Source organism: Brevibacillus choshinensis (genome assembly GCF_001420695.1).
Classification (GTDB): Bacteria; Bacillota; Bacilli; order Brevibacillales; family Brevibacillaceae; genus Brevibacillus; species Brevibacillus choshinensis.
This window is the reverse complement of the sequence record NZ_LJJB01000010.1, coordinates 545,941-571,626: the sequence shown is the minus strand read 5'-3', so window position 1 is coordinate 571,626 and position 25,686 is coordinate 545,941. Positions and strand designations below refer to the sequence as shown.

Below are 25,686 nucleotides of genomic sequence, written 5' to 3'. Positions count from 1 at the left end.
AATTCCACGGTTCGCACTTGTTACGTTGACGTGTGACGACTACAATAGGTGAAAAGGTACCAATTGCATGTCCCTTAGTGAAAGGAGTAACAAGCGCTCATGCCGAAAACGGAGAAAGATCGGTATCTGTCTAATTCCCTAATCAGGGGATTGGAAATTTTAAAAATGTTCGACGCTTCTCATTCCACGCTGAGTTTGGCAGAAATCGCCGCTAAAATGGGGGTAAGCCGAACCGTTCCATTCAGATTTCTCTATACCCTTCAGCATATGGGCTACCTCTTTCAGGATGAGACGACCAAGCGCTATCAGCTGACACCCAAGGTCATGGAGTTGGGTTTTGCTTTCTTGAACACCATGCATCTTCCGGAATTGGCACGACCGTACCTGGAGAAATTGCGGGATCAGACAGGGGCTTCCGCACATATCGGGATTTTGGATGGAACCGAAGTCGTCTATATTGCACGTGCGGCTACCTCTACCAGTTTTTCCACGCTCAATGTCATGATCGGTTCGCGGCTGCCAGCTCACGCCACATCGATGGGAAAAGTGCTTTTAGCGTTTTTGTCGGAGGAAAAGCGTGCGGCGATGCTGGAGACGATTCAATTGCAATCGTTCACTACGCAGACGAAAACCATGATAAAAGAATTGAATACGCAGCTGAATGAGATCCGCCGCAACGGGTATGCCGTCAGCAACGAGGAATTTGAGATCGGCATTTATTCGGTGGCATTCCCTATTTTTGACCGGGATGGAGTCATTATGGCAGCAGTCAATATTGCCTCGCCGACGAGCATGATCAACGAGAGCACGATCGATACACAAATCATTCCGGCCGTACGTGAAGCTGCAAATGCGCTTTCCGGTTATTCCAAGTAAGACAAAGAAAGTCCATTCCGAATAAAAAGCTGCTGCTCTCTTTAGGAACGGCAGCTTTTTGCTGTTCAAGAGTCAGGAAACGATGTTTCTTTCAGGGGAAATGGGAGCAGAAGGAGCGAGTAATCCGAGAAAGTAACGGCGATAAGACCAAAACAGGAGGACGACCAGACCCGCCACCAGCAGGCCAAGCGGCAACAAATCACGGTCTACAAACAAGTGAAAAGCCAGGATGTTGACTGAGATAGGAGCGACGATGGTCAATGTGAGCGGAACCCATCGATTGGTCAAGAGGAGCAGCGCACAAATCACTTCGGTAGACTTGACCAGTACCAATAGATAGCCTTGCAAAAGTGCCATGGCTGCAGGGCTCGTGGGAAAAAAGGGCGGGCGTCCCAAAATGACCAAGTAGCCGTTCAAGCCGGCACCAAGCAAAATGAGTCCCAATAAAACGCGAGCGAATGCCGGAATCCTTGTCTTCATCGACGAGTTCCTCCTTTTAGAAATGCAAGTCACCCAGTTCTGACCAGGTGGTCAATGATAGCATACACGGATTTTGACCACCTGGTCAAGATGCGATAAGATGAATGTGAGGAAGATAGCTTTCGGAAAAAGGTGAGGGAATGATAACGATCTGGCAAGACGAACAGATGGAGACGAATAAAAGAAAACTGTTGGAGGCAGCTCTCCTGGAGTTTGCGGAAAAGGGATATGAAGCAGGGTCTACGAATCAAATTGTCCAAAGCGCAGGTGTCTCCAAAGGGATGCTGTTCCACTACTTTTCCACGAAAAAGACGCTGTTTTTAGCTGTTGTAGACGCATGCGTCGAATCCTTTTTCACCCACCTCGATACCCACCTAAGCGAGCGATCCCAAGATCTGCTGGAGCGTCTTGTTCAAATTCAAAGGGTGAAGTTGGATTTGTTTGTGGAGCAACCGTACATGTATCAGATGGCGATTTCGACCTTTATCGATTTTCCAGCCGCGTGTCGGGATGAAGTAAAGGAGAGGGAGGAAGATTTTAACCAGCGCTATTATTCCTTGTTTTTGGATGGGATTGATCTTTCGATGCTGCGAGAGCAGGTAGACGTAAAACAATCACTATCTTTCATACTCGCTGCCATTGAGGCCGTGACTCAAAAACACGTACGGGACAATTATCAAGCCCAGGATAAAGGATTGGAGCAATTGACTTTATTTCACGAAGACATCACAAGATATTGCGATTTGATTCGATTCGGGTTGTACAAGCAACATGGCTGTCCATGAAACCGTTCGTAAGGGTATTTCCCTCCATAAACCTGATGGAATTCGTTGACAAAATGGGTTTGTGGAGGTATTATTTAGAACATAAAACATAGTAAATCGGTAGGAATAATATAAATTATAACGTTTCAAAAGTGAGGAGGGAACCAGATGTCAAAAAAACGGGAAGCGTTGGATGATCAGCTAAAGGAGCGGATTGTGAAGGCGCTGGAAGACTTGGAGTACGGCTCCATTCACATCGTGGTTCACGATTCGCAGGTGGTTCAGATTGAGCGAACGGAGAAGTATCGACTCCCTGCAGAGAAATTGGAGAACAAAAACGTTTCGGTTCGTGCTAGCAAATAATAAGACGAGGCAATGAAAAGAGAGGAGGATCAAAATGGCAGGCGTTCTGGTAATTGGTGGAGATCGGGTGGGGGCAATCGAGAACAAGCTTCAGGAGAAAGGATTTCGTCACGTCTATCACGTATCAGGTAGAAAAAAATCGGATGTCAAAGCAATGATCCCGTCAGACACGGAGCTGATTCTTGTATTTATCAATTTTGTCAATCACAATCTCTGCAAAAATATCAAGAAGCTTGCCAAGCAAAGACAAGTGCCGATCGTCTTTTGCAGACGCTCCTGTGATGCAGTTGATTTGTATGAGCCAGTCATCAGCTAGTGTGAGAAGAGATGCGGGAACATAAAAAGAGAGGTATTCGTTGGTGAATATTAATATTCACTCGCGAATACCTCTCTTTGGTGTCGAATGAACACGAATAAAATGATAGGAAGCAGGGATCGGCGAAAAAGTATTCATCAATGAATAGTGCGGGTGTGAAATAACCGCAAATTTCAGATGGCACGCAATTTGCAGAATATTTTAACCATCAGCTATTGAAAGATTCTAGGAGGGAAATCATGAAACGATCTGTTGCCATCATGAGTGTGCTCGTTCTGCTGACAGGACTGTTTGCAGGCTGTAGCAACAACACCGCCAGCCCGTCCCAATCATCCCAATCTGGCTCTCCACAAACGGAACAACCCCAGGCTGCACCGCAAGTTTTGCGTATCAATGCGGCTGAACCCGAAACTCTGGATTCAGGCATGTCCAACGACGTGATCTCCGGTGCCTTCATTCGTTCGCTGTACGATTCCTTGGTGCGTTTGGACAAGGATGGCAAGCCGGTAAACTCCGTCGCATCTGATATCAAAGTATCGGATGACAAAAGGGTGTACACCTTTACGTTGCGTGACACGAAGTGGAGTAATGGCGATCCTGTAACGGCAAACGATTTTGCTTTTGCCTGGATGCGTGTGCTCGATCCAAAGACTGCCAGTGGCTCTGCTTATAAATACTATCCAATCAAAAATGCACGAGCCTTTTTCCAAGGGAAAGCAGCAGCACAAGACGTGGGCATCAAGGTAGTAGATGACAAGACGCTGGAGGTCACGCTGGAGAATCCGACTCCGTACTTCCTGACTTTGGCGACCTTCTACTATCCAGTCAATCAAAAGGTAGTCGAAGGAAATGGCGACTGGGCGAAAAAGCCAGAAACGATTGTCACCAATGGTCCTTTCAAGCTCGCCAACTGGGAGCATAAAAACAAGATCGAGCTGGTGAAGAACGACCAGTACTGGGAGAAGGATGTCGTCAAGCTGGACAAGATCGACTTCTCCATGATCGAGGATACCAATACCGAGCTCGAAATGTTCAACAACGGCGATCTGGATTGGGCAGGCGGTCCGATCAGCGCTTTGCCTGCAGACGCCATCGGACCGTTGAAGGACGAAGGCAAGCTGGAAGCGATGGCACGTGCGACCAACTACTACCTCCTGTTCCAGACGGAAAAACCACCGTTTACAAACGCAAAGATCCGCAAGGCGTTTTCCTACGCGATCAATCGTAAGGACATTGCGGATAACATCGGTCAAGCTGGCCAGACTCCGCTGATGGGATTTGTCCCACTGTCGGCTTCGCTAAAATCGGATGGCTACTTCAAGGATAATGACACCGAAACGGCGAAACAATTATTGGCAGAAGGAATGAAAGAATTGGGAATTACCCAGCTGCCTGAAATTACGTATCTGTACAATACATCGGACTTGAATAAAAAGATTGCTGAGGCACTGCAAGCTCAGTGGAAGAAAGTGCTGGGCGTCGATGTGAAGCTGACCAACAAGGAATTGAAAGTCATGTTTGACGATCAGGAGCATGGAAAATACATGATTTCTCGATCTGGCTGGACTGGCGACTACAACGATTCTGTCAACTTCCTCGAATTGCTGATGGAAAAGAACAGCTCCAACAACTCTACGCTCTGGCACAATGAAAAGTACGTGGATCTGGTGCAAAAAGCGTACGCTGAGCCGGATGAGGGCAAGCGCAATCAGTTCTTGGTAGAAGCAGAGAGCATTTTGATGGATGAAATGCCAGTCACCGGTATTTACAGCAGTGTCAACTCCTGGGTGCAAAGCGACAAGCTGAAAGGCATCACAGTGGACCCATTGGGCTACATCGATTTCAAATGGGGCTACCTGGAGCCATAGCGTGAGGAAGGATTGGCCGACACTTACCAAGTGTTGGCCTTTTCATAAGAGTTTCACCATGATGATGGAGGGATGATAATGGGTACATGGGAGCAAGTGATCCAGGAAACATTGATTGATGCACCAGGGGTGTTTGGGGTAGCAGTTACTCATTTGGAGACAGGTGAGACGGCAGGAAACCTCGATGACCAGCTGTTCCAGCTCGCGAGTGCATTCAAGATTCCGATTCTGGTCACACTCATGCGCGATGTCGAAGAAGGAAAAATCAGGCTCGATCAGCGCGTGCCGCTTAAATGGAACGAGCGTGTTCCAGGTTCCGGTATTTTGCAAGAGCTGGATGCAGGTGCGGCTTTGACGGTCAAGGATCTGGCGACGTTAATGACAATCGTCAGCGATAACTATGCGACAGACCTCATTCTCAATCTGGTTGGGCTGAAAAATGTGAATACACATATGCGTGAGCTCGGCCTGGAGGAAATTCACTTGCGTCACACGTGCTGGCAGCTGCTCAATCATTGTGTCGGTATGGAAGACCTAGAGCCATCCCCAGCCGGTTTTGCAGAGTACGAACGTCGTGAAGAGACAGAGGATTACGAAATTTTGCTAGATGTCTCCATGCCGACATTGGATAACAACGTAGCGACTCCAGCAGATCTGAATCGTCTGCTGGTCATGATCGCCAAAAAGGAGATACTCACGCCAGCTTCCTGCGACATCATGCTCGACATTATGCGCCGTCAGCACTACAACAGCCGTTTGCCGTACTTGTTGCCCCCAGGGACCAAAGTGGCGCACAAGACAGGGACGGTAAACGAAGTGGTCAACGATGCGGGTATCATTTATTTGCCAGAGAACAAAGGGGCGATCGCGATCACGGTGCTGTCTCGTGGCATCAAAGACAAGCAGGCAGCAGAGCTGACGATTGCACGCGTCGCCAAAGCGATCTATGACGAAGCGATGGGGAGCAAAGAGAAATGAGCCAGTGGATACCAGCATTTGAGGCGTTTGCAGAAACACTGCTAGGGAATGCCAAAGTCCCCGGTGCCGCTATAGGCGTGATGCGCAATGGGGAATGGCTGTATCAACGGACTTTTGGGCATCGGGACAGAGAACAGGCTCTTCCCCTCTCCATGGATACCGTTTTTGGCATCGCTTCTGTGACCAAATCGTTTACCTGTGTGGCGATTATGCAGCTGCAAGAGGCAGGCAAGCTGTCTGTTCATGATCCGGTCGTGAAGTACCTACCTGAGCTTACGATGGGTGGGGAGGAATGGAGACAGAAGATGACGATCCATCACTTCATGACGCACACTCCAGGCATGCCTCCATTGCCATTTTTGGATGGAGCGATGAAGCGCAGTATGGAGCAGGATCCTGCCATCCACGGCACGGAGTCAGAGCTTGAATTGCAGAAGCTGCCCTATCTCGATACGTACGCAGAAGTGCTGGCTGCCATCTCCGGTTTTGATGGACAGCCGTTGGGAGAGCCAGGCGAGGTCTTTAGCTACAACAACGATGCGTACGGATTGTTAGGCGCGATCATCGAGCGGGTGAGCGGACAACCCTACGAGAAGTACGTTACCGAGCATATTTTGCAGCCACTGGGAATGTCCCGTACCGTCTTTGATGTGCAGGATCTGGATGAACAGGATGATGTGACTGTTTTGTACACGAATAAAAAGATCGACGGAGTCAACCAGGTGATAGCTGCTCCCTTGTGGCACGATGCACCCGCTATGCGCGCAGCCGGATTTCTCAAATCGACGGTGCGTGATCTGCTGAAGTATCTCGACGTGTACGCTGGGGGACAAGAAACACACCGAGCCACAATCTTATCGCCTGAAAGTATTCAGCAAATGAAGGGAACGTACGCCAGATGTGACGGTTACCGTTCCTACGGCTACGGTCTGATGGTAGCTCCAGCCTTTCCCGATGGCCTCATGATAGAGCATGGCGGATCGTTAAAAGGGATCAGCTCTCATGTATTTGCTCTACCCGAAACGGGGCTGACAGGGGTGGTATTAACCAACCTCGACGGCGTATCGGTGAGAGAGCTCGTGATGGGACTACTAAACTCGATTGCTTCCCGGGAAGCCACTGCTCCTCTTTATCCGATTGAGAGAATCGAGCTGACGGAAGCAGAGCAAGGCGACTACATTGGACGCTACGAGTCGGAGGAATGGCTGAACGCGACGATCTTCCAAAAGGAGGGTCAGTTGCAACTGGAGGTAGATGGTCTCTCCTACCCGCTGATCCCTGTTGAGAAAGACAGCTTTGTGTTCAAACTGAGCAACTCGATTGTCTGGATTGACTTTTCCCGTGCTGCTTCAGGAGAGGTCGAGAGGATGAGCTACGCTTTGCGGCAGTTGCAGAAAGTCAAAATGCAAGTAATGCAGTAATTTCCAATCTACTCCAAAAAAGGAAGAGAGGACAATTCGTTTTTCTAGCGAATTGTTCTTTTATTTCACAGATAGGAATTTATAAGATTCCTATCCAGTATAAGTGCAACTATGGCTCCGCCAGAAGCTTGGCGTAGCCAAGTTTTCTAATAGATGAGTAGGTCAGTAGCCATGACATAGTTGGGAGATTACGATGAGTAAACGAGGAGCTGCAGCATCGAATAGTTTGGCGAAATTGCTGGCTGCACTAGACGATATTGTAGACCAGCACATGGAAACGATGATTTCCATAGGGGATCCGATTTCACGTTATTATCGACGGTATCAGCAGCAACAACGAATCGGAATTCATGGCCTCTTACTAGAAACCTTCCAACAGCTATTCTCCGAGAAGCATGAATACGCCGCCTTTCAAGAGGCATTGGCCATTGAGGCGTTCAAATGGGGAGAAAGATGGGCACAAGCAGAGATTCCCAAGGAAGTGTTGCTTGAAGTGCTCTATCATTTACGACTGCATGTGTTCCAAGCTGTCAGGGAGACGCTTGCAGATGCGGAGCAAAAGGAGGAGCTGCTCTCAAGACTGCACGAAATTCTCAATCTGCGCTACCACCATACGATGCGTGGATATCTGACGTACAAAGATCAACAAATCAGTCACTTGCATCAACAAAAAATTGGCATCATTGGGCAGATGGCAGCAGGAATGGCGCATGAGATTCACAATCCGCTGACCGCCATCAATGGATTTCTCCAGCTCATGCAGACGAGTGTCCACCAAGAAAAGGAGAGTACAAGGATGGATGCTGAGCAGTTCAGCCAGTACATCCAAATTTGCCAGCATGAGGTCCAGACGCTGGAACAGCTCGTGACGAGCTTTTTGATTCTGGCACGCAAGAATGAGAGCGTAGAGATGCAAAACAAGCGGGTAGAGCTGCGATCGTTGCTCGAACGCGTGCATGAACTGGCCAGACACTATGTGGTAGAAAAGGATGTACAGCTGTCCTTTCATTACGACAGCGAGGAGTATCAAGTCTGGGCCATCCCCTCCTACGTGGAACAGATCGGCTTGAATCTCATCAAAAACGCGGTAGATGCGGTCGATTCCAATGGTGAGGTCCGAGTCAGCCTGCAAATGGGGCCAGCAGGTAATCATGTTCTGGTTCGTGTCGAGGACAACGGCTGTGGCATCCCGGAAAAACGAATCAAGCATTTGTTTGAACCGTTTTATACGACGAAAGAAAAGGGAACAGGAATGGGATTATCCGTCTGTAAGCAACTAGTTGAGGAAATGGGCGGACAAATTTTTGTTCAATCGACCGTTGGTGAAGGGACGCAGATTGACATACACTTTCGGACCAAGCTGTGAGAGAGTACGGCAACGACAGTACTCTCTCACAGCTTTTTTGTTCTTTAAATAAATTTTATGTTATACAAAAAATTGTTGAAGTAGAATCTTCGGAATAGTATGGTTAAAGAACACAAAGAAAACGACGAGGTGAACTTCAATGTCTAGAGTGGAACAGCGTTTAAAAGAGCTAGGCTACGAATTGCCGCCAGTCCCTCCGACAATGGCCAATTACGTGTCCTGTGTACAGACAGGCAACGTCATTTATACATCCGGAGGTGGTTGCTACGTAAACGGAAGTCCGATGTATCTGGGCAGACTGGGAGCTGACGTGACGATCGAACAAGGCTACGAGGCGGCAAAGGTCACCGTACTCAATCTGCTAGCTATTTTGAAAAGCGAGATTGGCGATCTGGACCGAATCACACGGATCGTCAAGCTGTTCGCGCTCGTCAGCAGCGCCCCTGATTTTTATGAACAGCCCCGGGTCATCAACGGAGCGTCTGACTTTCTGATCGAGATTTTTGGGGAAGCAGGCAAGCACGCACGTGCAGCGGCGGGTACGTCTGTCTTGCCATTTAACAACCCAATCGAAATCGAAATGATTGTAGAAGTGAGCCCTGCCTAATCTGTCAGGGCGATTCTATGAAATGAAAAGCGAGGCATCTATGAAAAAGACACATCCAATTTTAGCGAGCTACATTCCGGTAGTAGAAGGATTGGCGCGGACGTTTGGCGAGCATTGCGAAGTCGTTCTGCATGATTTGACTGACGACATTTCCTCGTCGATTATTGCCATTCACAATGGGCATGTCAGTGGGAGACAGATCGGTTCGCCGGTCACGAATCTGGCTCTACAGTCTTTGCGCAGCGCAAAGGTCAGTGAGCAGGCTTTCGATCTCAACTACCGCAATGACACGATCAGAGGAAAGCAGATCAAATCCAGCTCGATCTACATTAAGGATGAGCAAGGTGAGGTCATTGGCAGCTTGTGCATTAACCTGGACATGACTCATCTCTCAATGGCTCAGGCCGTAATAGGCTCGATGATAGCGATTCAGGACAAGCGTGACGAAGAAAAAGCGGAAGAAAGCTTTGCTCCTACCGTCGGGGATCTGATGGAGCAGATGATTGACGACTGTCTGAAACGGACGGCTAAGCCGATCGCCCTGATGCAAAAAGAGGACAAGATTCAATTTATCCACCAGCTGGATGAAATGGGTCTCTTTTTAATCAAAGGAGCAGTGCAGCACGTCGCTGATTTGCTGGATGTATCCAAGTTCACGATCTATAACTATCTCGATAAGAAAACCCCCCAGTAAGAAAACCTCTATCGAGGCTTGCACATGGATGAGCGACCGCGTTTAAGCGGAAAGTTATACCGAAGTGATGCCAGAAGCAGACGCTGAGGCACTTCGTCATGCGCTCCGGAATGAATAAGCGTAGACGCGCTTATTTAATTCCTACACGTTGAAAAGGAGATGAACCGATATGGCAGAGGTAACCAGAGAACAGGCTCGCCGGTTTCATGACAGTGTTCACGTATTGGACGGACATTTTGATCTGTTGATGGATGTGGAAATTCAGCGCGGGTACGGTCGTACGAAAATGATCGAGACAGACTATTTGCCGCGGTTTGAGGCGGGCGGGGTGCATTCCATCGTGGCAGCGGTGTTCGTAGAGGATGCCTACGTACCTGAAATGAGTCTTCGCAAGGCACTCAATCAAATCAGCGCCTTGCATGCGGAGGCAGCAGAATCTCCAGAGCTCATCGTCATCGCCAAAAACCTGGAAGATCTCCACCGGGCGAGAGAGGAACAAAAAGTGTCCTTCATCCTGTCTCTGGAAGGGGCAGAGCCGCTTCATAACGACCTGAGTCTCTTGCGCGTCTTTTACGAGCTCGGGGTACGCATGATGGGGCTGGTTTGGAGCCGCCGCAACTTTGCTGGGGACGGTAGCTTTTTTGCCCCGGTGCGGGAAGGGAAAAAAGGGGGCATAACCGATTTTGGCGTGCGCTTGATTGAGGAAGCAGAAAAACTGGGGATCGTCATCGATGTGAGCCATTTGAATGATGAAGGATTCTGGGACGTGATGGAGGTCTCGGAAAAGCCCGTGATCGCTTCCCACTCCAACAGCCGAAGTCTGGTACCGACAATGCGCAACCTGACAGATGATCAGATCAAAGCGATTGCATTAAAAGACGGCCTCATTGGCTTGAATGCTTTCAGTATGTTTGCAGCCAATAGCAGCGCGGAGGCGACGTTGGAGAGGCTAATCGATCACGTCGATTACATGAAAAACCTTGTCGGAGCCAAGTACATTGGGCTAGGGCTTGATCTATGTGATGACTTGACCAAGTACTTGCCGTTGGACAAGATTGCAAAAGCAAAAGAAATGCCGTTTGACGTAGTAAAAGGCCATGTATCGCTGCCAGAAATTACGCGTGAGCTGATGAAGCGAGGCTATAAGGACGAAGAAATCGAAGGCATCCTCGGTGGCAATTTCCTCAGAGTCTATCAGGAAGTGTGGAAGTAGGATCAGGAAACAGGAGGTATCGCAGATGGCGTACACTCAGAACGAAGGAACAACCTTTGGCTATTATCAATCTGGTATCCAGGTGGCCGACATTCGCTTTGCTGATGGGGAAGTCTGGGAACGGATTATAGGCTGGGAGGACCGTGCAGCCGATGGTCCATTTGAACAGCTGACTGAGGATGAAGCAGGCTACGAGCTGCCTCTCTCAGACCTGAGCAAAAAGCTCGTGGAATGGAAGCAGATCGACTGGGATCGTGAGGAAGTCGTCTTTCCACAGAGCGGGGATCACTACCAGCGTCATGTGCGGATCGATGGAATCGTAGAAGGAGAGCAGAAACAAGCGTGGGTCTGGGCTGTTCGTGAAGCATCACAACCGATCGATTTGATCATTTGTGACAACGAGGTAATCGCATTTGTGCTGACAGGTCGTGGCGATAGCGTCGTGTTGGTAAAAACGGGGTGGGAAGACCTGACTCCGCTCAAGCTGTGGCAAGACCCACTGCTGTCCCAAGCGAGCTACGGCGTCTTACGTCTGGGCAGACACGATGTGGAGATGAGAGACGGAATTCGTTTGGCGACAGAGGTATGGTTGCCGGCAGGATTGCAGGAAGGGCAGCGGGTACCGACCATTTTCATGCGCACTCCTTACGGCCGGATGGATGCCATTTTCCGCCGACTGCCGTTTGTGGCTCGTGGCTATGCGCTGGTCGTGCAGGATACACGCGGACGTGAAGATTCCGAGGGTGAGTGGGTTCCGCTCGTTCATGAGCGTAACGATGGCGACGACAGCCTCACCTGGATCGCGAGTCAGGATTGGTCGGATGGCAATGTCGGGATGCTTGGCGGCTCGTACGTCGGCTATGTGCAGTGGGCAGCAGCTTCTAGCGGAAACCCTCACCTGAAGGCGATATTCAGCTATGTGACGGTCGGTACACCTTATGTGGATATTCCGCGCAAAGGGGGAACGATCCTGGGCGGTCTGTCGTGGATCTTTATGATGGCCGAAAAACGTCGGAATGTATCGGCTCTTTTTCGGGATGACTGGAGTGATGTGATCAAGGTACGTCCGATCAAGGAGATTCCCCAAAAAGTGCTGGGCAAGGAAATCCCGTTTTGGACCAAATGGATGGAGCATCCGGATGGCGACGAGTTCTGGGGCGAGTCCGACTGGAAGCGGCATGCTGATTTGGTAAAGGTACCTTCTCTCTTGGTATCCGGCTGGTATGACGACAATGGCATGGGGACGAGCGAATCGTGGGAAGTCATCTCCCGAAATGCACCGGAGCATGCGCGACTCATTCTCGGGCCGTGGTACCACAAGGCAAATACGACGCGGGAGATTCATCATGTGCCATTTGGAAACAACGCCATTCGGTACGATTTGGATGTGACACAGCTGCGCTGGTTTGATCGCTATTTGAAAGGTATACAAAATGGAGTGGACCAAGAGCCGCGCGTGGAGTATTACATGGTGGGAGAAAACGAATGGAAGACCTCCCAGACCTGGCCGCCAGCAGAAGCGACCGTGACCAATCTGTACCTCAGCAGTGGCGGACAAGCCAATACGAGCGGTGGTGACGGGGCATTGAGCTTAATTGAGCCAGATGATCAGCCAGTGGATACCTACCAGTACGATCCGCTGGACGCAGCACCTTATTTGCTGGATCTGTCGGAAAACGAGAACAGCGTACCAGAAAATTATCGGGAGGTAGAGAAGCGGGAAGATGTTCTCGTCTACACCACCGAGCCGTTGGAAGAAGAAGTGGTCATTGCTGGGGAAATTTCTGCCGTCCTCTATGCAGCTAGCTCGGCGCGTGACACGGATTGGTTGGTGCGGCTGTGCGATGTGGATGAAGAAGGCAATTCGATACGCCTCTCTGACGGCATCATCTGTGCACGTTATCGTCACTCGTTCCAAGATCCACAGCTGCTGGTTCCCGGACAGATCGAGCGCTATGAGATTCGCATGACCAAGATCGCCAATGTTTTCCAAAAAGGTCACCGCATCCGCGTCTCTGTAACCTCTGGTGCTGAGAACTTCTCCTTCCCGAATCCGAATACGGGAAATGATTTGGCGACCGATACAGAGACGGTCATTGCCGAGCAGAGCATTTATCATAACGGTCAGTATCCGAGCCACATTAAGCTTCCTGTCTTGAAGCGAGGGTAAGCGAGTGAGATTGCAAACTATCCGTTTTATTTGCAACAGCAGATCGAGACGTTGAGAGCATCTGTCCTATAATCAAACGAGACGCCGGGAGCCAATCCCGGCTTTCTTGCGTGCTTGGCATGGTATTAGGGAAAAAAACGAGGATTCGTTTTGTTTTCATGCTCTATCCCTGTCATAATAGAAAATAGAAGGAATACGCTCAGGATGTGAAACGATCATGCAAATCATTGTATTTGACCTAGAAACGACTCTAACTCATCAAAAAGATAAGATACCGGAAATTATCGAGATCGGAGCCGCTAAGGTCGTGACTGGCAAGAATGGGGTAGAGGTGGATACTTTTCAACGATATACCTTTCCCGCCATCGAAAGAAGAATTACCGAACGTACCCGTAAGTTCATCGGTTTGGATAAAGAAAACATGCCGACGTTCATTCCGTTCCGTACCGCTTTTGCTTCTTTCCTGGAGTGGATTGGAGACGACCAGGACTATTATTTGAGCACGTGGGGCATGGATGACAAGCGCCTGATGATTGAACATTGCGCACGCTTTGGACTTGACTTTAGCTGGATGCGCAACTACAACGATATTCAGCCGCCGATCAGCATGATGTTGGCAGACCGCAAGCAAATGAGTCTAAAGGATGCCATTGATGCTGCCGGGATTGTTCAGGAAGGAAGGCTCCATTCCGCTCTGGTAGATGCGATACATACCGCTCATCTTTTGATCAAGTTTAACAAGCAGGTGCATCTGGCAAAAAATACGCCAGAGGAAAACTACAATCTTTCCAGCTCCTTGTACATCACTTGCCGCTCCTGCAAAAAGAGCAAGTACTACACGGCATTTGGACGCAAGAGCAGACGTTGCGAAGCTTGCCTGAAATACAAAAAGCAACTGGAACAGGCAGTCGAGTCAGCGGGCGTACCACAGTCATAAAACCAATTCAATATGTGAGACACCAACAAAAAATGCCGCGGGCAAAGGACCCAACGGCATTTTTTCGTTTATACGCCAAGCAGCAGCAATATGATCGATGTCAGACTAAAGCATACGCTGATCAAGCAGAGGAAGGCAACGACTTGCTTTGGATTCAATCCCGTCCGCAGCAGGCGATAGTGCACCTGACTGGCGTCTGCCTGATAGATCGGCTTGCCTTGCATGAAGCGTTTCGTAACGACAAATAGATTATCAAAGATGGGTACACCGAGAGCGAGAATTGGGATAAACAACGACAGCACGGTTGCCTGCTTGAAAGCCCCATCGAGTGCAATCACGGCGAGAATAAACCCGAGGAATGTGGCTCCGGCATCTCCCATGAAGATTTTGGCGGGAGGCTTGTTGTAGCGCAAGTAAGCGAGTGCGACCCCGATCAGACTGATGGCCATCACGGCAGAGGTGCTCTGTCCTTTTGCCACGGCGACGACGAACAACGTCCCGGCGGAGATCGCCGAAAGGCCACCTGCCAGCCCATCCATCCCGTCAGAAAAATTGATGACGGTCGTCACACCGAAAATCCATAAAATGGTCAAAAAGAACTGAAGCCAGACCGGGAGCAAAATATATTCGCCGCTAAACGGGTTGTAAAAGCCGGAGAACGTGATGCCAGACCAGTAGACGATCACGGCTGCCGAAATTTGAACGAGCATTTTAGGTAATGCCGAGAAGTCTTTTCCTTGTGTCTTGTACCAGTCATCGATGGTGCCAATCACCAGGAGTAGCGCAGATCCGGCCAGAACAGCCACTGTTTGTAAGGTGGATTCTTTTGAAAAGAGCAGAAAGGACGCAGCGAACCCGATAAAGATCGCATAGCTGGCAGTCAGCGGAATCGGTTCGCGATGTATTTTTCGTTCCACATCTTTACGAGGCTTGTCCACAAAATCAAGCCGAAAAGCCAATTTTCCCAAAGGTGGGATCAACACCAGCACGATACAAAACGACAGTAGAAAGGATAGAGCGTATGTAATCGTAACCATCTCCTACAAATGATAGAGAGTTGCTTCTCCACATGTTCATTATAGGGAGTATTCCAAAATTTGTCGACTCTTGCAAGCGAAAGGGAGGTACCAGAAAAAGTTGGTACTTATTCGCTTCAGGGAATATACATATAATCCCTTCTTAGGAGGGATTCACATGGAATACATGGCTTTATGGTTTTTGCTAGGCATTATTTTTATGATCACATGGACGACAAAAGGTTTTCAGCTGTGGCTCAAAATGATCATCACCATTTATTACCTTGTCCTATCTTTCGTGTTTATCATGAGAAAAGAAGAGATCTATCGACAATTTCATACCATACCTGTACCAAATACGTTTTGGGATGCAAACAGTGACTGGGTATCATCCTTGATCGGTTTTTATTTCCTACCGTTTTTACTGATCCTCTTGTTCAACTACTATCGGTGGTTTACCCAGACGAGCGGAACCGCAAAAAAAGTAGGAATTGTCCTCAGTCTGATCCCCTCAGGGGTTGTCTTTTTCTGTTTGCTCTTCATTTTTTCCATGTATGGTTATCGTCCCTAATTAGATCAGTTGGATTTCCATCACGAAGAAGAGGAGCCCATTCTTTTCAAAGGGTTCCTTTGTTGTTTTTTGCAGGCCGAACCTCTCGTAAAATCCCGATTTCGTAGCTCGTGCGTTGCACCAGATGCGTGTTGCTCCAAGACTCGCTGCCTCGAGGAGGACATGATGCAATAAAAGGCTGCCGTATCCTTTTCCTTGCTCACTAGGCAGGGTAGCAAATTTTCTAAATTGGGCATCGTGGCCATTCACGAATAGAGAGAGGACGCTGACGAGCTCCTGGTCTTCATAGAGACCGAAATGAAGGCCATTGTCATCCTCTCTCATTTGTACGAACGAAAGATCCTTGTCAGGCCACAGGACTGTATGACGAAGCTCCCATGTTTCTTCTTTTGGAATCCGTTTGATGATCACGACGGCGTCAGCCTCCACCTATATAATGAATGTCAGGAAATCTGACATTTGCACTTGCTTTTAGAAACTCCTCCCTTATAGTAAGAAGAGAGAGAACTCTATTTATTTTCCCAAAAAGCTAAGGGGAGTGTCGATATGTCAACCGAACTGGTTTTGGAGGAAATCACAGAACTGAGTACAGAGGATGCAAACGGATTGACGCGGTTATTGGTAGATGTCGTGGGAGATGGGGCCTCCATCGGATTTTTGCCCCCGTTGGATCAACATGTGGCGCGAGTGTACTGGTCGACCGTGCTGGGAGATCACGTGAGAGTATGGGTGGCACGCCAGGATGGTAACGTGGTCGGAAGCATCCAGTTACACCTCTGTGCTAAGCAAAATGGGCTGCACCGTGCAGAAATTGCCAAGCTGATGATTCATCCGTCCCAACAACGCAAAGGAATAGGTCGCTCCCTGATGCTCCAGGCTGAGGCAAAGGCCAGACAGGAAAAACGGACGCTGCTGGTGCTGGATACACGGGAAGGGGATCCTTCCAATCTGCTGTACCAATCGATGGGGTACACCGAAGCGGGGAAGATACCACATTACGCGGAGTCAGCCGATGGCAAGCTGGACGTTTCTGTCTTCTACTACAAAATTTTGGAGAGCTAAAGGCTAGGAATAAGGAGAGCAAAAGACTGCTGAAGTGCCGCAGTCTTTTTTTGCAGGAAAAGAGATGTAAAAATTGACAAACCGACCGACGGTTTGTATAGTTGAGATAAAGGGTTAGATTGTAATGCTGACGTCTTATGAAACAGGAGGAACTATGCAATCGATTCATCAAAATCAAAGCTTCCAGCTGCTGCTATCCATAACCGAGGAATTGATCGAGGAAAAGGGATGCCACCAAACCACTTTGCAGGACATCATCAAGCGTTCAGGGCTGTCTAAGGGGGCCATTTACCATTATGTCAAAAGTAAAGATGAGCTCTTGGGATTGCTGCTGAGAAAACGCTTGGAGCGCATTGGCGCCAAATTTTATGAAAAAGTAGAGCAGGGTGAGCATAATTTACACAGTCCGCTGGCAGCTATATCGGAGGCCTTGCGTCACATCCATGATCCGAAAGATGTCACGAATCTCATCTTTATTTATTTGCTGAGCAAAAAAGACGACCCGACGATCGGTGAGATGCTGACCACGATCTATGAACGCAGTGTTCAAAACTCGCAGGAATGGATTGAGCTGGGTCAAAAAAACGGAGTGATTCCCGAAAGTCTCGATGCTGAAAAAACAGCGACCCTGTTTACGATTCTGACGTATGGCATTCGCGTGCAGACAGTTGTTTCTCCTGATCTGAAAACATTTGGGGCAGAAGATGTGTTTCAGATCATGTATCAGACATTGTCGAAGGGATAAAAAGAAGGGGGGAAGCTCGATGTTCTTTTACTCGCTCTTCAAGGTTTTGCACATCATCGCAGGATTTACCGCATTGGCTGTCTTCTGGATTCCGATTGTGACGAAAAAGGGAGGCAAAGCACATATCCGGGTAGGCTGGATATACGTCGGGGCGATGGCAGTAGTGGCTATCTCCGCGCTGTTCATGGGCATCTGGAGGATCGGCTTTGATCCTGAAGGGACAGTTGAGTCGGTAGCATTTGCCTGGTTCCTGATCTTTATCGCCATTCTGAGCTCGGCGACTGCCTGGTACGGTCTGCGAGTACTGCGCTATAAGAATCGCAAAACGGGGCATCGCCAGTGGTTGGATTTGCTTTTCCCCGCATTGATGCTCATCTCGGGAGTCTGTATTTCCATCTACGGAACGATCATCGGATTTACGCTGATTACGTGGTTCCCGCTGATCGGCATCATGCTGGGGGCATCACAGCTACTTTACTGGCTCCGCCCTCCCGCAAAGAAAATGCATTGGTGGATGGAGCATTTAGGGGGGATGCTGGGCTGCTGCATCGCGACTATTACTGCTTTTACCGTTTTTGGCGCTCCGAGGTTGTTAGGGGTAAGCTCGGTACATCCGATCGTATGGTTTATCCCCACGATCTTGTTAGTACCGGTGATTGTCGGTTTTTCCGTCTACTATCAAAAGAAATTCAATCGAACCAAACATATGTAGGCAAAGCTGTCTGGGAGACCAGGCAGCTTTTTTATTTGAAAAGTCAGGTAGAAGCGCGTTCAGGACACCGGCCGGAAAGCTACTTGCCTACCATGTTGATCGCCTCTTTGGGGTTATGCATGAACTGGAGGATGACTTTAAACAGCTTGATCATCCTTCTGGTTCATTCGTTATTTCAGGGGCGGAATTTTACTGTACGCATTACATGCCCACGCTCATGAGCAGCTACCTGAAAGCGTATCCGGAAAGGATTGCCTATTCAAACTGGTGTTCAAATCGAACGCCAGTTTTTTGTGCTTTTCTTTACGATCAATTAACGAAAGATTTAAACAAAAACAATTGTATGCCTATATTTAAGAAACATATAATTAAGTAACAACGGTTAAGAAACAACAAGAATTTTGTAGATTGCAGTATTTATAAAAGAAGAAACCACAAATTCTCTGGAGGTGCTCATCGTGATGAAAGGCAAATGGCTGGAAAGACGTTCTCTATTTGCAGGTGCTGCAGGAGTGTTACTCGTCGCCGCTGTCATGACAGGATGTTCGACGAATTCCACAGGATCAGGCAACCAAAATCAACAAGGAACCAACGCGCAAGGAGAAACACCACCTGCCCAACCATTGACACTAGCGGACATCGAGAATAAGGCAAAAGAAGAGGGAAGCGTCGTGAGCGTAGGGATGCCTGACTCCTGGGCCAACTGGGTAGGGACTTGGAAGGACATGGAGACCAAGTACAGCTTGAAACACACCGACACCGACATGAGCAGCTCTGAGGAGATCGCCAAATTTGAAGCGGAGAAGAACAATCCAACGGCAGACATCGGCGACGTCGGTATCGCTTTTGGACCTGTAGCGGTGGCAAAAGGGGTAACCCAGCCGTACAAAACCTCCTACTGGGACGAGATTCCCGAATGGGCAAAAGACAAGGACGGGCACTGGATTGTTGGTTACCAAGGAGCCATTTCCGTCTTGGCGAACAAACAATTGGTCAAAAACCCACCAAAATCTTGGGATGACATTAAAAATGGTGATTACAAGATAGCGATTGGCGACGTAACAAAAGCGGCACAGTCTCAAATGTCCGTCCTGGCAGCTGCGATTGCGCACGGTGGAGATGAAACGAACATCCAGCCAGGGATCGACTTCTTTGCGGACTTGGCCAAACAAGGACGTCTTTCGCTAGGTGAGATGAACATGGCGACGATCGAAAAAGGGGAAGTAACCGTAGCCCTCTTGTGGGACTTCAATGCCCTCTCCTATCGCGATCAAATTGATCCGACCCGATTTGACGTGAACATTCCAGGAGGTGGTACTGTCGTCAGCGGCTATGCCACTATCATCAACAAATATGCACCGCACCCGCACGCCGCCATGCTGACACGTGAGTACATCCTCAGTGATGCAGGCCAGATCAATTTAGCCAAAGGCTATGCCCGCCCAATCCGTGAAAGTGTGAAACTGCCAGAAGACGTGGCGAAGAAAATGATTCCGGCCGATCAATACAAGGATGCCAAGCCTGTCAAGGATCAAAAGGCGTGGGAAGAGACTGCAAAGAAATTGCCGCAAATGTGGGAAGAGCAAGTTTTGATTCATGCGAAATAAGTGGGGGGAGTCAGGGATGGAAAGGAACAAGGTAATCGTGGTGGTAGTGGACGGTATGCAATACCAGGCAGCCATTACGCAAATGGGCTATCTCAATCATCTCGTTGAAAAGGGAAAGGCAGCTCGCTATCTGGTCCAATCAGAGCTGCCTAGTCTCTCCCGCCCGTTATACGAGGTTCTTTTGACCGGAACCCCGAGCTCGGTAAACGGCATTACATCGAATCAAGCCGTCCGTCTCTCTGGTCAAAAAAGCATCTTTCATTTAACGAAGGAGCATGGGCTGCGAAATGCGGCAGCCGCCTACTATTGGGTAAGTGAGTTGTACAATCGGGCTCCTTTTCATTTTGTCGAGGACCGCTTCCAGAATGACGCGGAAAAAGCAATTCAGTACGGACGCTTTTATTTTGACGACAATTATCCGGATTCTCATCTGATCATAGATGGGGAGGCGCTGCGGCGCGAAGTGGACCCTCATTTTCTCTACGTTCACTCGATGGGGGTGGACAACGCGGGTCATCTGTTCGGCTCTGACTCCAAGCAATATCGCGGCTCTGTTATCGCCGTGGACACGATTCTTGCGCAGGTGCTGCCGATTTGGATGGAAGAAGGCTATACCATCATCGTGACGTCTGATCATGGCATGAATACGGACGGCAACCACGGTGGGACAGGGAATGATGAGCGCAATGTGCCGCTCTACGGAATCGGTCCCGCCTTCACTCCGGGGGTGTATGAAGAAGCTGTCCCGCAGCTGGCAGTTGCACCTCTGATCTGCCAGTTGTTAGGCATTCCTGCATCGGAAGTGATGATTCGCCACTCGTTCCCCGGCGTGCAAGGCTGAACTTGATAGGGGTGGATGTGCTTGAAATTGCATAAAAGCCATGTTTGGCTGCTGCTGTCCTTGGTTCCATTTGCCATACTGGTCATTTGTTTTCAAGTCTTGCCGCTGATCGTCATGTTTCTGGAAAGCTTTCGTGGAGATGGCGGAGTCGGCTGGGGCCTGGATCAGTACACCAAGGCTCTGACGAGCAAATACTATTTGCTTGGCCTGAAGAATAGCGTGTTGATTTCGTTTTGCGCAAGTGCGATCGGGATCGTGGTAGCCCTGTTTGCCGCTTATTCCATTACGCGTTTTTCCAGGCGTATGCGAGATTTCCTGTTAATGCTGTCCAATATGACCTCCAACTTTTCAGGCGTACCACTTGCTTTTGCCTACATCATCATATTGGGTAGCAATGGTCTTTTTACTCTCTTATTCAAGCAGCTGGGCTGGACAACGCTCGCTTCCATTGATTTATTCAGCTGGTTCGGCTTGGTTTGTGTGTACGTCTACTTCCAGATTCCGCTGGCCATCCTGCTTTTGTATCCCACTTATTACGGGATTCAAGTGCAGTGGCGGGAATCCGCTTCCTTGCTCGGAGCGTCTACTCCCCAATTTTGGAGGCATATCGGGCTTCCTGTGATTATGCCGGGGATCGTAGGGACCTTTAGTATTTTGTTTGCCAATGCGATGGGCGCTTATGCGACAGCCTATGCCTTGGTGGGAGGGAACTACAATCTGATCGCCATCCGCATCGGTTCACTCGTCGCGGGTGATGTAGCCGCGAGACCTGAGTTGGCTGGAGCGCTTGCTGTCATTTTGGCGTTTACCATGGTGAGTGCGATGCTGATTAACGAATGGATGATGCGCCGGGTGAGGAGGGAGCTTGGATGAAAGAAAACAAGGGGTTACATGGCTCTATCGTCACTCTGGTCATGCTCTATTTATTCATCCCCCTCGTCGCCACGTTCTTGTATTCGATCGCTACGGATTGGTATCGGACGATTCTGCCGGAAGGGTACACGCTTGCCTGGTACAAGGAACTGTTTACCGATCCGCGTTTTTTGGCAGCGATGCAGCGCACGCTGTTGGTCTGCTTCATTGCTATCTGTATTAGTGTAACGGTCATGGTGCCGACTATTTTTATTGTCACTGTCTATTTCTCACGGTGGGAGCTCATCCTGCAAAGTCTGGTCATGCTGCCCTATGCCATTCCCGGTGTTGTGGCTGCCGTCGGTTTGATCAAAGTGTACTCTTCGGGACCAATCGTATTGTCTGGCAGCATCTGGCTGCTGGTGGGTGCCTATTTTGTCGTAGTTCTGCCGTACATGTATCAGGGAATAAGGAACAGCATGCGGACGATTGACGCCATCAGGCTCGTGGAAGCAGCAGAGCTACTGGGCGCAAGCAGGATGCAGGCTTTTTGGAAGGTGATCTTTCCAAACATCTTGACTGGAATCGTCATCTCCACCCTATTATCGTTCTCCACCTTATTTGGCGAGTTTGTTTTAGCCAATCTGCTTGTGGGCGGGCACTATGAAACCATGCAGATTTATCTGATCCGCCGGATGGAAGAGAGTGGTCATCTCACAAGTGCCATTGTTGTCACCTACTTCATTCTGCTTTTCGTTTTATCGGGAGCAGTCATGAGACTAGGAAAATCGTCCAAGGAGGGAAGCAGATGAGCTATGTACAGATTGAGCAATTGACCAAACGATTCAAGGATGCGACGGTGTTGAACCAGGTTTCCCTCTCGGTTGAAAAGGGCGAATTGATCACGCTGCTAGGGCCGAGCGGATGCGGAAAAAGTACACTGCTGCGTTGCATCGCGGGTCTGACAGAGGTAGAGGAGGGGGGCAAAATCGTCGTAGGCGAGACGGATATCACGGCACTCGCTCCCAAGGAAAGAGGAGTGGGTATGGTATTCCAGTCCTATGCGTTGTTCCCCAACATGAACGTATTTGACAACATCGGTTTTGGCTTGAAAATGCAGGGCATGAAGAAGGAAGAATACAAGTCCAGAGTGGAGCGAATCATCGAGCTGGTCGATCTTGGTGGGCGCGAAGGATCGTATCCGCACCAGCTTTCTGGAGGTCAGCAGCAACGGGTGGCTTTGGCACGGTCGCTCGTCGTGGAACCGAAAATACTCTTGCTAGACGAGCCGCTAAGTGCACTTGATGCGAAGATCCGAAAAAACCTGCAGGCCGAAATCCGGCGAATTCAACAGCAGCTCTCGATCACAACCGTGTTTGTCACACATGATCAGGAGGAGGCTTTGACCGTATCCGACCGGATATTTGTCATGGATCACGGGAATATCGTTCAGACGGGGACCCCCGAAGAAATTTACTCCCAGCCTGGCAACGAATTTGTCGCTCGCTTTATCGGGAATTACAATGTACTGGATCGTGCGCAGCTGGATCAGCTGCTGGGAGAGGCTCCTATACATGGAGGAGCATTCGCCATTCGACCGGAAGTCATTTCGCTGTCGCCTGTAGGAGACGAACGGTCTTCAGGCTCGGAAAGTAGCTGGTACGTAGAGGGTGTGGTCCGAAATCTGACATTGAAGGGCAATGTCATTCGCTATGAAGTCGAAGCGAAAAAACAAAACCTGCAAGTGGATGTGCTCAATACAGCTGACAATCATTGGATCCGTTTGGGAACATCGGTGAACATGCGGATACCATCTGACGAGTGCATCCCGTTACAATAAGGGAGAGTAACGAATGTCCATCTTAGCGGAAGAAAGAAAAAAAGTGATCATCGAGGAACTAAATCTATACGGAAAAGTAAAAGTGTTATCGTTGGCCGAGCGGCTAGAGGTATCAAGTGAGACGATCCGCCGTGACTTGGATGCCTTGGAGCAGATCGGGAGGCTAAAGCGCGTATATGGGGGCGCGGTCAAGCAGAACTATGCTGAAGGGGAGCCGCCGTATTACCAGCGACAGGATATCAATCTGGCGGCAAAGCGGGCAATCGGTCAGCGGGCGGCCGAGCTTTTATCCGACGGTGATACAGTCGTGATCGACACAGGGACGACGATGCTAGAGTTTGCACGAGCCATTCAGGGCAGAAAGCGGTTGACGGTGTTGACCAATTCTCTCCCGGTTGCCTCCTTGTTGGCGGAGTCACTAAATCAGCAATTGTTTACGGGAAAAGTCGTTCTGTTAGGCGGGGAAATCAACACGGAGCAGCAATCGATCAGTGGCCCGCTTTGCGAAAAAATGCTAGAGACGTTCCATGTCGACAAAGCGTTCATTTCTGTCGGCGGCATATCCCTTTCGACAGGGATCAGCGACTACGACATCAACGAGTCCATGATGTCGATCGTGATGGCCAGAGTGTCCAAAGCCGTTTTCGTTCTGGCTGACCAGAGCAAAATCGGCGTGCAGGCATTTTGCAAAATTACGTCATTGGACGCCGTGGATGTCATCATTTCTGACCACGAGAAGCCTGCGTCCTGGGATAATGAGCTGGAAAGTAAAGGGGTCACCTGGATGGCGGTCGAAATCGGGGAGGGAAGAGCATGAATGTCGATTATCACGTTCACCTAGAGGAGGGGCCGTATTCTCTGCGCTGGTGGAGCAGGACAGCTGAAGCGTTGCTGTCTTTTTACCAGCCTACTTTCGACAGGCATTCTCGGGAATGGATGGAAGAGCTGTCGGGATGGATGGCGAGACGAGTGAATCAAGGAGCTTATTCCCAGGAGTGGTTAGATCTCTACCGCTTGCGTGCCAAGCAATTGGGCTTGCGAGAAGTGGGGATCGTCGACCATCTCTATCGCTTCAAGGAATTCAAGCCGTATTTCGAGCAACACATGCACTTGCAGGATGATCCTTTGGGGCACATCCAGCGCATATGGCTGGACCAGGTATGCACGGATTCAATCGATCATTTCGTCTCGTTCATCCAGTCACAGCAGGCCATTTGGAAAGCAGACGGAATCAACTTGCGTTTAGGGATCGAAGCCGATTACTTCGTGGGAGGAGAAAACGTGCTCGCCCCGATGATGGAGGCTTATCCGTGGGATCATGTCATTGGCTCCATTCATTTTGCTGACGGCTGGGGCTTTGACAATCCAGATGCGCAAGACCGTTTTGAACATACAGATTTGCTCTCGCTCTATGAGCAGACGTTTGCTGTTGTAGAGCGAGCGATTGGCAGCGGATTATTCGATATTGTCGCCCATTTGGACAATCTGAAGGTGTTCGGGCATCGTCCGCCAGAGGAACAGCTTCTCCCACTGTATCAGCGAATTGCCCGCGCCTTGCAGCAACACGGAGTCGCAACAGAAGTGAATACAGGATTGTACTATCGGTATCCCGTCAAGGAAATGTGCCCGAGCTACCGTTTTTTGCAAATCCTCCACGAGCACGGGGTGCCGATCACGACTTCTTCGGATTCCCATTTTCCTGACCATTTGGGCAGTTATTTGGTAGAGGCGAGGCAATTGTTGCGAAAAGCTGGATACCGGGAGATTGCCACGTTCGAACGGCGTGAGCGCAGGTTGGTCCCTTTGGATGATACAGAATAAAACAAGGAATAACCGGCGTTCACCAAGAGCGCCGGTTTTATTTACTGAATTAGAAAGTATAAACTTCTTAGCTTATCTGCTTGATTCAGCAAGAATAACCATCCGCAAAACGCGGTCGCTCGCCCCTTCTTTTTTGTAAGATAGGAATTTTATCATTTTTTTTGCGTGCTGTGGTGGGGAGAAGCAGGGTTCCGGAGTTGTTCCGCCTGGAAACCTGCTTCTCCTGCGAACTGTTATGACTTCTAGCAACCTGGTATGAAGAAGTTCGAGGGAGCAAAAGCTTACTTTCCCAATCGTTGCGCTTCGAAGGACATGGGTGAATCAAGAGAAGAACGAAGTAGTCAAATATGTCTGCTCGACGTGTAATGGGAGCCATTGAATAAGGAGAACCAACCTTTCGTTCTTCATAGGCATTTTCCCGCGAAGGGTTTCCCTCAAATAAACTTCGTGGAAAGCTCCCAAGAAAAGACACGTGGAAGAACCAAAGGTGGTCGAGGAAAAAGGGGAAATAAGCGGAAGATCTTTGGAACACCAACCAAGGCGCAATGGAAAAAACGAAACACGGT

At 49.3% G+C, this 25,686-nt stretch carries 27 protein-coding genes; 24 read left to right on the top strand and 3 right to left on the bottom strand.

What is annotated here, in order from left to right:
- Positions 1-99: 99 nt before the first annotated feature.
- A complete protein-coding gene (locus tag AN963_RS13025) occupies positions 100-876 on the top strand; it encodes an IclR family transcriptional regulator (RefSeq protein ID WP_055745013.1) in 777 nt (258 codons plus the stop codon).
- Positions 877-948: 72 nt separating this feature from the next.
- On the opposite strand, the gene AN963_RS13020 is transcribed toward AN963_RS13025, so the two are convergent.
- Complete coding sequence (locus AN963_RS13020) at positions 949-1,356, bottom strand: hypothetical protein (RefSeq protein ID WP_055745012.1); 408 nt, start codon at positions 1,354-1,356, stop codon at positions 949-951.
- Between the two features lie 140 nt (positions 1,357-1,496).
- Between AN963_RS13020 and AN963_RS13015 the strand changes: the two genes are divergently transcribed.
- From AN963_RS13015 to AN963_RS12960, 12 genes are all read left to right on the top strand, one after another.
- Positions 1,497-2,141, top strand: coding sequence for a TetR/AcrR family transcriptional regulator (locus tag AN963_RS13015; RefSeq protein WP_055745011.1), 645 nt, complete (start codon positions 1,497-1,499; stop codon positions 2,139-2,141).
- A 147-nt stretch (positions 2,142-2,288) separates the two neighbouring features.
- Positions 2,289-2,483 carry a YezD family protein gene (locus AN963_RS13010; RefSeq protein ID WP_055745010.1) on the top strand — a complete coding sequence of 65 codons (195 nt, stop codon included), beginning with the start codon at positions 2,289-2,291 and terminating at the stop codon, positions 2,481-2,483.
- A 34-nt stretch (positions 2,484-2,517) separates the two neighbouring features.
- Positions 2,518-2,799 (top strand): DUF2325 domain-containing protein, encoded by a 282-nt coding sequence (locus AN963_RS13005; protein ID WP_055745009.1) that lies wholly within the window; start codon positions 2,518-2,520, stop codon positions 2,797-2,799.
- Between the two features lie 239 nt (positions 2,800-3,038).
- On the top strand, positions 3,039-4,667 hold the full coding sequence (locus AN963_RS13000) for a peptide ABC transporter substrate-binding protein (RefSeq protein WP_055745008.1): 1,629 nt from the start codon (positions 3,039-3,041) through the stop codon (positions 4,665-4,667).
- A gap of 78 nt (positions 4,668-4,745) precedes the next feature.
- On the top strand, positions 4,746-5,645 hold the full coding sequence (locus AN963_RS12995; RefSeq protein ID WP_055745007.1) for a serine hydrolase: 900 nt from the start codon (positions 4,746-4,748) through the stop codon (positions 5,643-5,645).
- Positions 5,642-7,066 (top strand): serine hydrolase, encoded by a 1,425-nt coding sequence (locus AN963_RS12990; protein ID WP_055745006.1) that lies wholly within the window; start codon positions 5,642-5,644, stop codon positions 7,064-7,066. Before AN963_RS12995 ends, AN963_RS12990 begins: the two co-directional genes overlap by 4 nt.
- Positions 7,067-7,259: 193 nt before the next feature.
- Positions 7,260-8,432, top strand: coding sequence for a sensor histidine kinase (locus AN963_RS12985; RefSeq protein WP_055745005.1), 1,173 nt, complete (start codon positions 7,260-7,262; stop codon positions 8,430-8,432).
- Between the two features lie 139 nt (positions 8,433-8,571).
- Entirely contained in the window at positions 8,572-9,039 is a 468-nt protein-coding gene (locus AN963_RS12980; RefSeq protein WP_055745004.1) for a RidA family protein, read from the top strand.
- A 40-nt stretch (positions 9,040-9,079) separates the two neighbouring features.
- Complete coding sequence (locus AN963_RS12975; protein ID WP_055745003.1) at positions 9,080-9,733, top strand: helix-turn-helix transcriptional regulator; 654 nt, start codon at positions 9,080-9,082, stop codon at positions 9,731-9,733.
- Between the two features lie 169 nt (positions 9,734-9,902).
- A complete protein-coding gene (locus AN963_RS12970; protein WP_055745002.1) occupies positions 9,903-10,946 on the top strand; it encodes a dipeptidase in 1,044 nt (347 codons plus the stop codon).
- A gap of 25 nt (positions 10,947-10,971) precedes the next feature.
- Positions 10,972-13,116 carry a CocE/NonD family hydrolase gene (locus AN963_RS12965; protein ID WP_055745001.1) on the top strand — a complete coding sequence of 715 codons (2,145 nt, stop codon included), beginning with the start codon at positions 10,972-10,974 and terminating at the stop codon, positions 13,114-13,116.
- Positions 13,117-13,333: 217 nt separating this feature from the next.
- On the top strand, positions 13,334-14,053 hold the full coding sequence (locus AN963_RS12960) for a 3'-5' exonuclease (protein ID WP_055745000.1): 720 nt from the start codon (positions 13,334-13,336) through the stop codon (positions 14,051-14,053).
- Between the two features lie 68 nt (positions 14,054-14,121).
- Here AN963_RS12960 and AN963_RS12955 read toward each other — a convergent pair whose 3' ends face one another.
- A complete protein-coding gene (locus AN963_RS12955) occupies positions 14,122-15,090 on the bottom strand; it encodes an MraY family glycosyltransferase (protein WP_055744999.1) in 969 nt (322 codons plus the stop codon).
- Between the two features lie 157 nt (positions 15,091-15,247).
- Between AN963_RS12955 and AN963_RS12950 the strand changes: the two genes are divergently transcribed.
- Positions 15,248-15,640: a hypothetical protein gene (locus AN963_RS12950; RefSeq protein WP_055744998.1), complete on the top strand. Its 393-nt coding sequence runs from the start codon at positions 15,248-15,250 to the stop codon at positions 15,638-15,640.
- Here AN963_RS12950 and AN963_RS12945 read toward each other — a convergent pair whose 3' ends face one another.
- Positions 15,641-16,051, bottom strand: coding sequence for a GNAT family N-acetyltransferase (locus AN963_RS12945; RefSeq protein WP_055744997.1), 411 nt, complete (start codon positions 16,049-16,051; stop codon positions 15,641-15,643). It abuts the gene before it with no gap.
- 135 nt (positions 16,052-16,186) lie between these two features.
- Between AN963_RS12945 and AN963_RS12940 the strand changes: the two genes are divergently transcribed.
- From AN963_RS12940 to AN963_RS12895, 10 genes are all read left to right on the top strand, one after another.
- Positions 16,187-16,702: a GNAT family N-acetyltransferase gene (locus AN963_RS12940; RefSeq protein WP_055744996.1), complete on the top strand. Its 516-nt coding sequence runs from the start codon at positions 16,187-16,189 to the stop codon at positions 16,700-16,702.
- A gap of 154 nt (positions 16,703-16,856) precedes the next feature.
- Entirely contained in the window at positions 16,857-17,447 is a 591-nt protein-coding gene (locus AN963_RS12935) for a TetR/AcrR family transcriptional regulator (RefSeq protein WP_055744995.1), read from the top strand.
- Between the two features lie 19 nt (positions 17,448-17,466).
- Positions 17,467-18,159, top strand: a complete 693-nt coding sequence (locus AN963_RS12930; RefSeq protein WP_055744994.1) for a DUF2306 domain-containing protein — start codon at positions 17,467-17,469, stop codon at positions 18,157-18,159.
- 461 nt (positions 18,160-18,620) lie between these two features.
- A complete protein-coding gene (locus tag AN963_RS12925; RefSeq protein ID WP_055744993.1) occupies positions 18,621-19,766 on the top strand; it encodes an ABC transporter substrate-binding protein in 1,146 nt (381 codons plus the stop codon).
- Between the two features lie 16 nt (positions 19,767-19,782).
- Complete coding sequence (locus AN963_RS12920) at positions 19,783-20,607, top strand: alkaline phosphatase family protein (protein ID WP_055744992.1); 825 nt, start codon at positions 19,783-19,785, stop codon at positions 20,605-20,607.
- Between the two features lie 15 nt (positions 20,608-20,622).
- Positions 20,623-21,480 (top strand): ABC transporter permease, encoded by an 858-nt coding sequence (locus AN963_RS12915; RefSeq protein ID WP_055744991.1) that lies wholly within the window; start codon positions 20,623-20,625, stop codon positions 21,478-21,480.
- A complete protein-coding gene (locus tag AN963_RS12910) occupies positions 21,477-22,271 on the top strand; it encodes an ABC transporter permease (protein WP_055744990.1) in 795 nt (264 codons plus the stop codon). Before AN963_RS12915 ends, AN963_RS12910 begins: the two co-directional genes overlap by 4 nt.
- Positions 22,268-23,299 (top strand): ABC transporter ATP-binding protein, encoded by a 1,032-nt coding sequence (locus AN963_RS12905; RefSeq protein WP_055744989.1) that lies wholly within the window; start codon positions 22,268-22,270, stop codon positions 23,297-23,299. Before AN963_RS12910 ends, AN963_RS12905 begins: the two co-directional genes overlap by 4 nt.
- A gap of 13 nt (positions 23,300-23,312) precedes the next feature.
- Positions 23,313-24,116 (top strand): DeoR/GlpR family DNA-binding transcription regulator, encoded by an 804-nt coding sequence (locus AN963_RS12900; protein ID WP_055744988.1) that lies wholly within the window; start codon positions 23,313-23,315, stop codon positions 24,114-24,116.
- Positions 24,113-25,120 (top strand): histidinol phosphate phosphatase domain-containing protein, encoded by a 1,008-nt coding sequence (locus AN963_RS12895; protein ID WP_055744987.1) that lies wholly within the window; start codon positions 24,113-24,115, stop codon positions 25,118-25,120. The genes AN963_RS12900 and AN963_RS12895 overlap by 4 nt, the downstream gene beginning before the upstream one ends.
- Positions 25,121-25,686 lie beyond the last annotated feature (566 nt).

Bases quoted from the DNA above. Each gene is read 5' to 3' on its own strand.
- AN963_RS13005 (WP_055745009.1), top strand. From the start codon at position 2,518: ATGGCAGGCGTTCTGGTAATTGGTGGAGATCGGGTGGGGGCAATCGAG.
- AN963_RS12905 (WP_055744989.1), top strand. From the start codon at position 22,268: ATGAGCTATGTACAGATTGAGCAATTGACCAAACGATTCAAGGATGCG.
- AN963_RS12940 (WP_055744996.1), top strand. From the start codon at position 16,187: ATGTCAACCGAACTGGTTTTGGAGGAAATCACAGAACTGAGTACAGAG.
- AN963_RS12900 (WP_055744988.1), top strand. From the start codon at position 23,313: ATGTCCATCTTAGCGGAAGAAAGAAAAAAAGTGATCATCGAGGAACTA.
- AN963_RS12950 (WP_055744998.1), top strand. From the start codon at position 15,248: ATGGAATACATGGCTTTATGGTTTTTGCTAGGCATTATTTTTATGATC.
- AN963_RS12915 (WP_055744991.1), top strand. From the start codon at position 20,623: ATGTGCTTGAAATTGCATAAAAGCCATGTTTGGCTGCTGCTGTCCTTG.
- AN963_RS13000 (WP_055745008.1), top strand. From the start codon at position 3,039: ATGAAACGATCTGTTGCCATCATGAGTGTGCTCGTTCTGCTGACAGGA.
- AN963_RS13025 (WP_055745013.1), top strand. From the start codon at position 100: ATGCCGAAAACGGAGAAAGATCGGTATCTGTCTAATTCCCTAATCAGG.
- AN963_RS12955 (WP_055744999.1), bottom strand. From the start codon at position 15,090: ATGGTTACGATTACATACGCTCTATCCTTTCTACTGTCGTTTTGTATC.
- AN963_RS12930 (WP_055744994.1), top strand. From the start codon at position 17,467: ATGTTCTTTTACTCGCTCTTCAAGGTTTTGCACATCATCGCAGGATTT.
- AN963_RS12935 (WP_055744995.1), top strand. From the start codon at position 16,857: ATGCAATCGATTCATCAAAATCAAAGCTTCCAGCTGCTGCTATCCATA.
- AN963_RS12985 (WP_055745005.1), top strand. From the start codon at position 7,260: ATGAGTAAACGAGGAGCTGCAGCATCGAATAGTTTGGCGAAATTGCTG.
- AN963_RS12990 (WP_055745006.1), top strand. From the start codon at position 5,642: ATGAGCCAGTGGATACCAGCATTTGAGGCGTTTGCAGAAACACTGCTA.
- AN963_RS12995 (WP_055745007.1), top strand. From the start codon at position 4,746: ATGGGTACATGGGAGCAAGTGATCCAGGAAACATTGATTGATGCACCA.
- AN963_RS13015 (WP_055745011.1), top strand. From the start codon at position 1,497: ATGATAACGATCTGGCAAGACGAACAGATGGAGACGAATAAAAGAAAA.
- AN963_RS12965 (WP_055745001.1), top strand. From the start codon at position 10,972: ATGGCGTACACTCAGAACGAAGGAACAACCTTTGGCTATTATCAATCT.
- AN963_RS12910 (WP_055744990.1), top strand. From the start codon at position 21,477: ATGAAAGAAAACAAGGGGTTACATGGCTCTATCGTCACTCTGGTCATG.
- AN963_RS12960 (WP_055745000.1), top strand. From the start codon at position 13,334: ATGCAAATCATTGTATTTGACCTAGAAACGACTCTAACTCATCAAAAA.
- AN963_RS12980 (WP_055745004.1), top strand. From the start codon at position 8,572: ATGTCTAGAGTGGAACAGCGTTTAAAAGAGCTAGGCTACGAATTGCCG.
- AN963_RS13010 (WP_055745010.1), top strand. From the start codon at position 2,289: ATGTCAAAAAAACGGGAAGCGTTGGATGATCAGCTAAAGGAGCGGATT.
- AN963_RS12925 (WP_055744993.1), top strand. From the start codon at position 18,621: ATGAAAGGCAAATGGCTGGAAAGACGTTCTCTATTTGCAGGTGCTGCA.
- AN963_RS13020 (WP_055745012.1), bottom strand. From the start codon at position 1,356: ATGAAGACAAGGATTCCGGCATTCGCTCGCGTTTTATTGGGACTCATT.
- AN963_RS12975 (WP_055745003.1), top strand. From the start codon at position 9,080: ATGAAAAAGACACATCCAATTTTAGCGAGCTACATTCCGGTAGTAGAA.
- AN963_RS12895 (WP_055744987.1), top strand. From the start codon at position 24,113: ATGAATGTCGATTATCACGTTCACCTAGAGGAGGGGCCGTATTCTCTG.
- AN963_RS12920 (WP_055744992.1), top strand. From the start codon at position 19,783: ATGGAAAGGAACAAGGTAATCGTGGTGGTAGTGGACGGTATGCAATAC.
- AN963_RS12970 (WP_055745002.1), top strand. From the start codon at position 9,903: ATGGCAGAGGTAACCAGAGAACAGGCTCGCCGGTTTCATGACAGTGTT.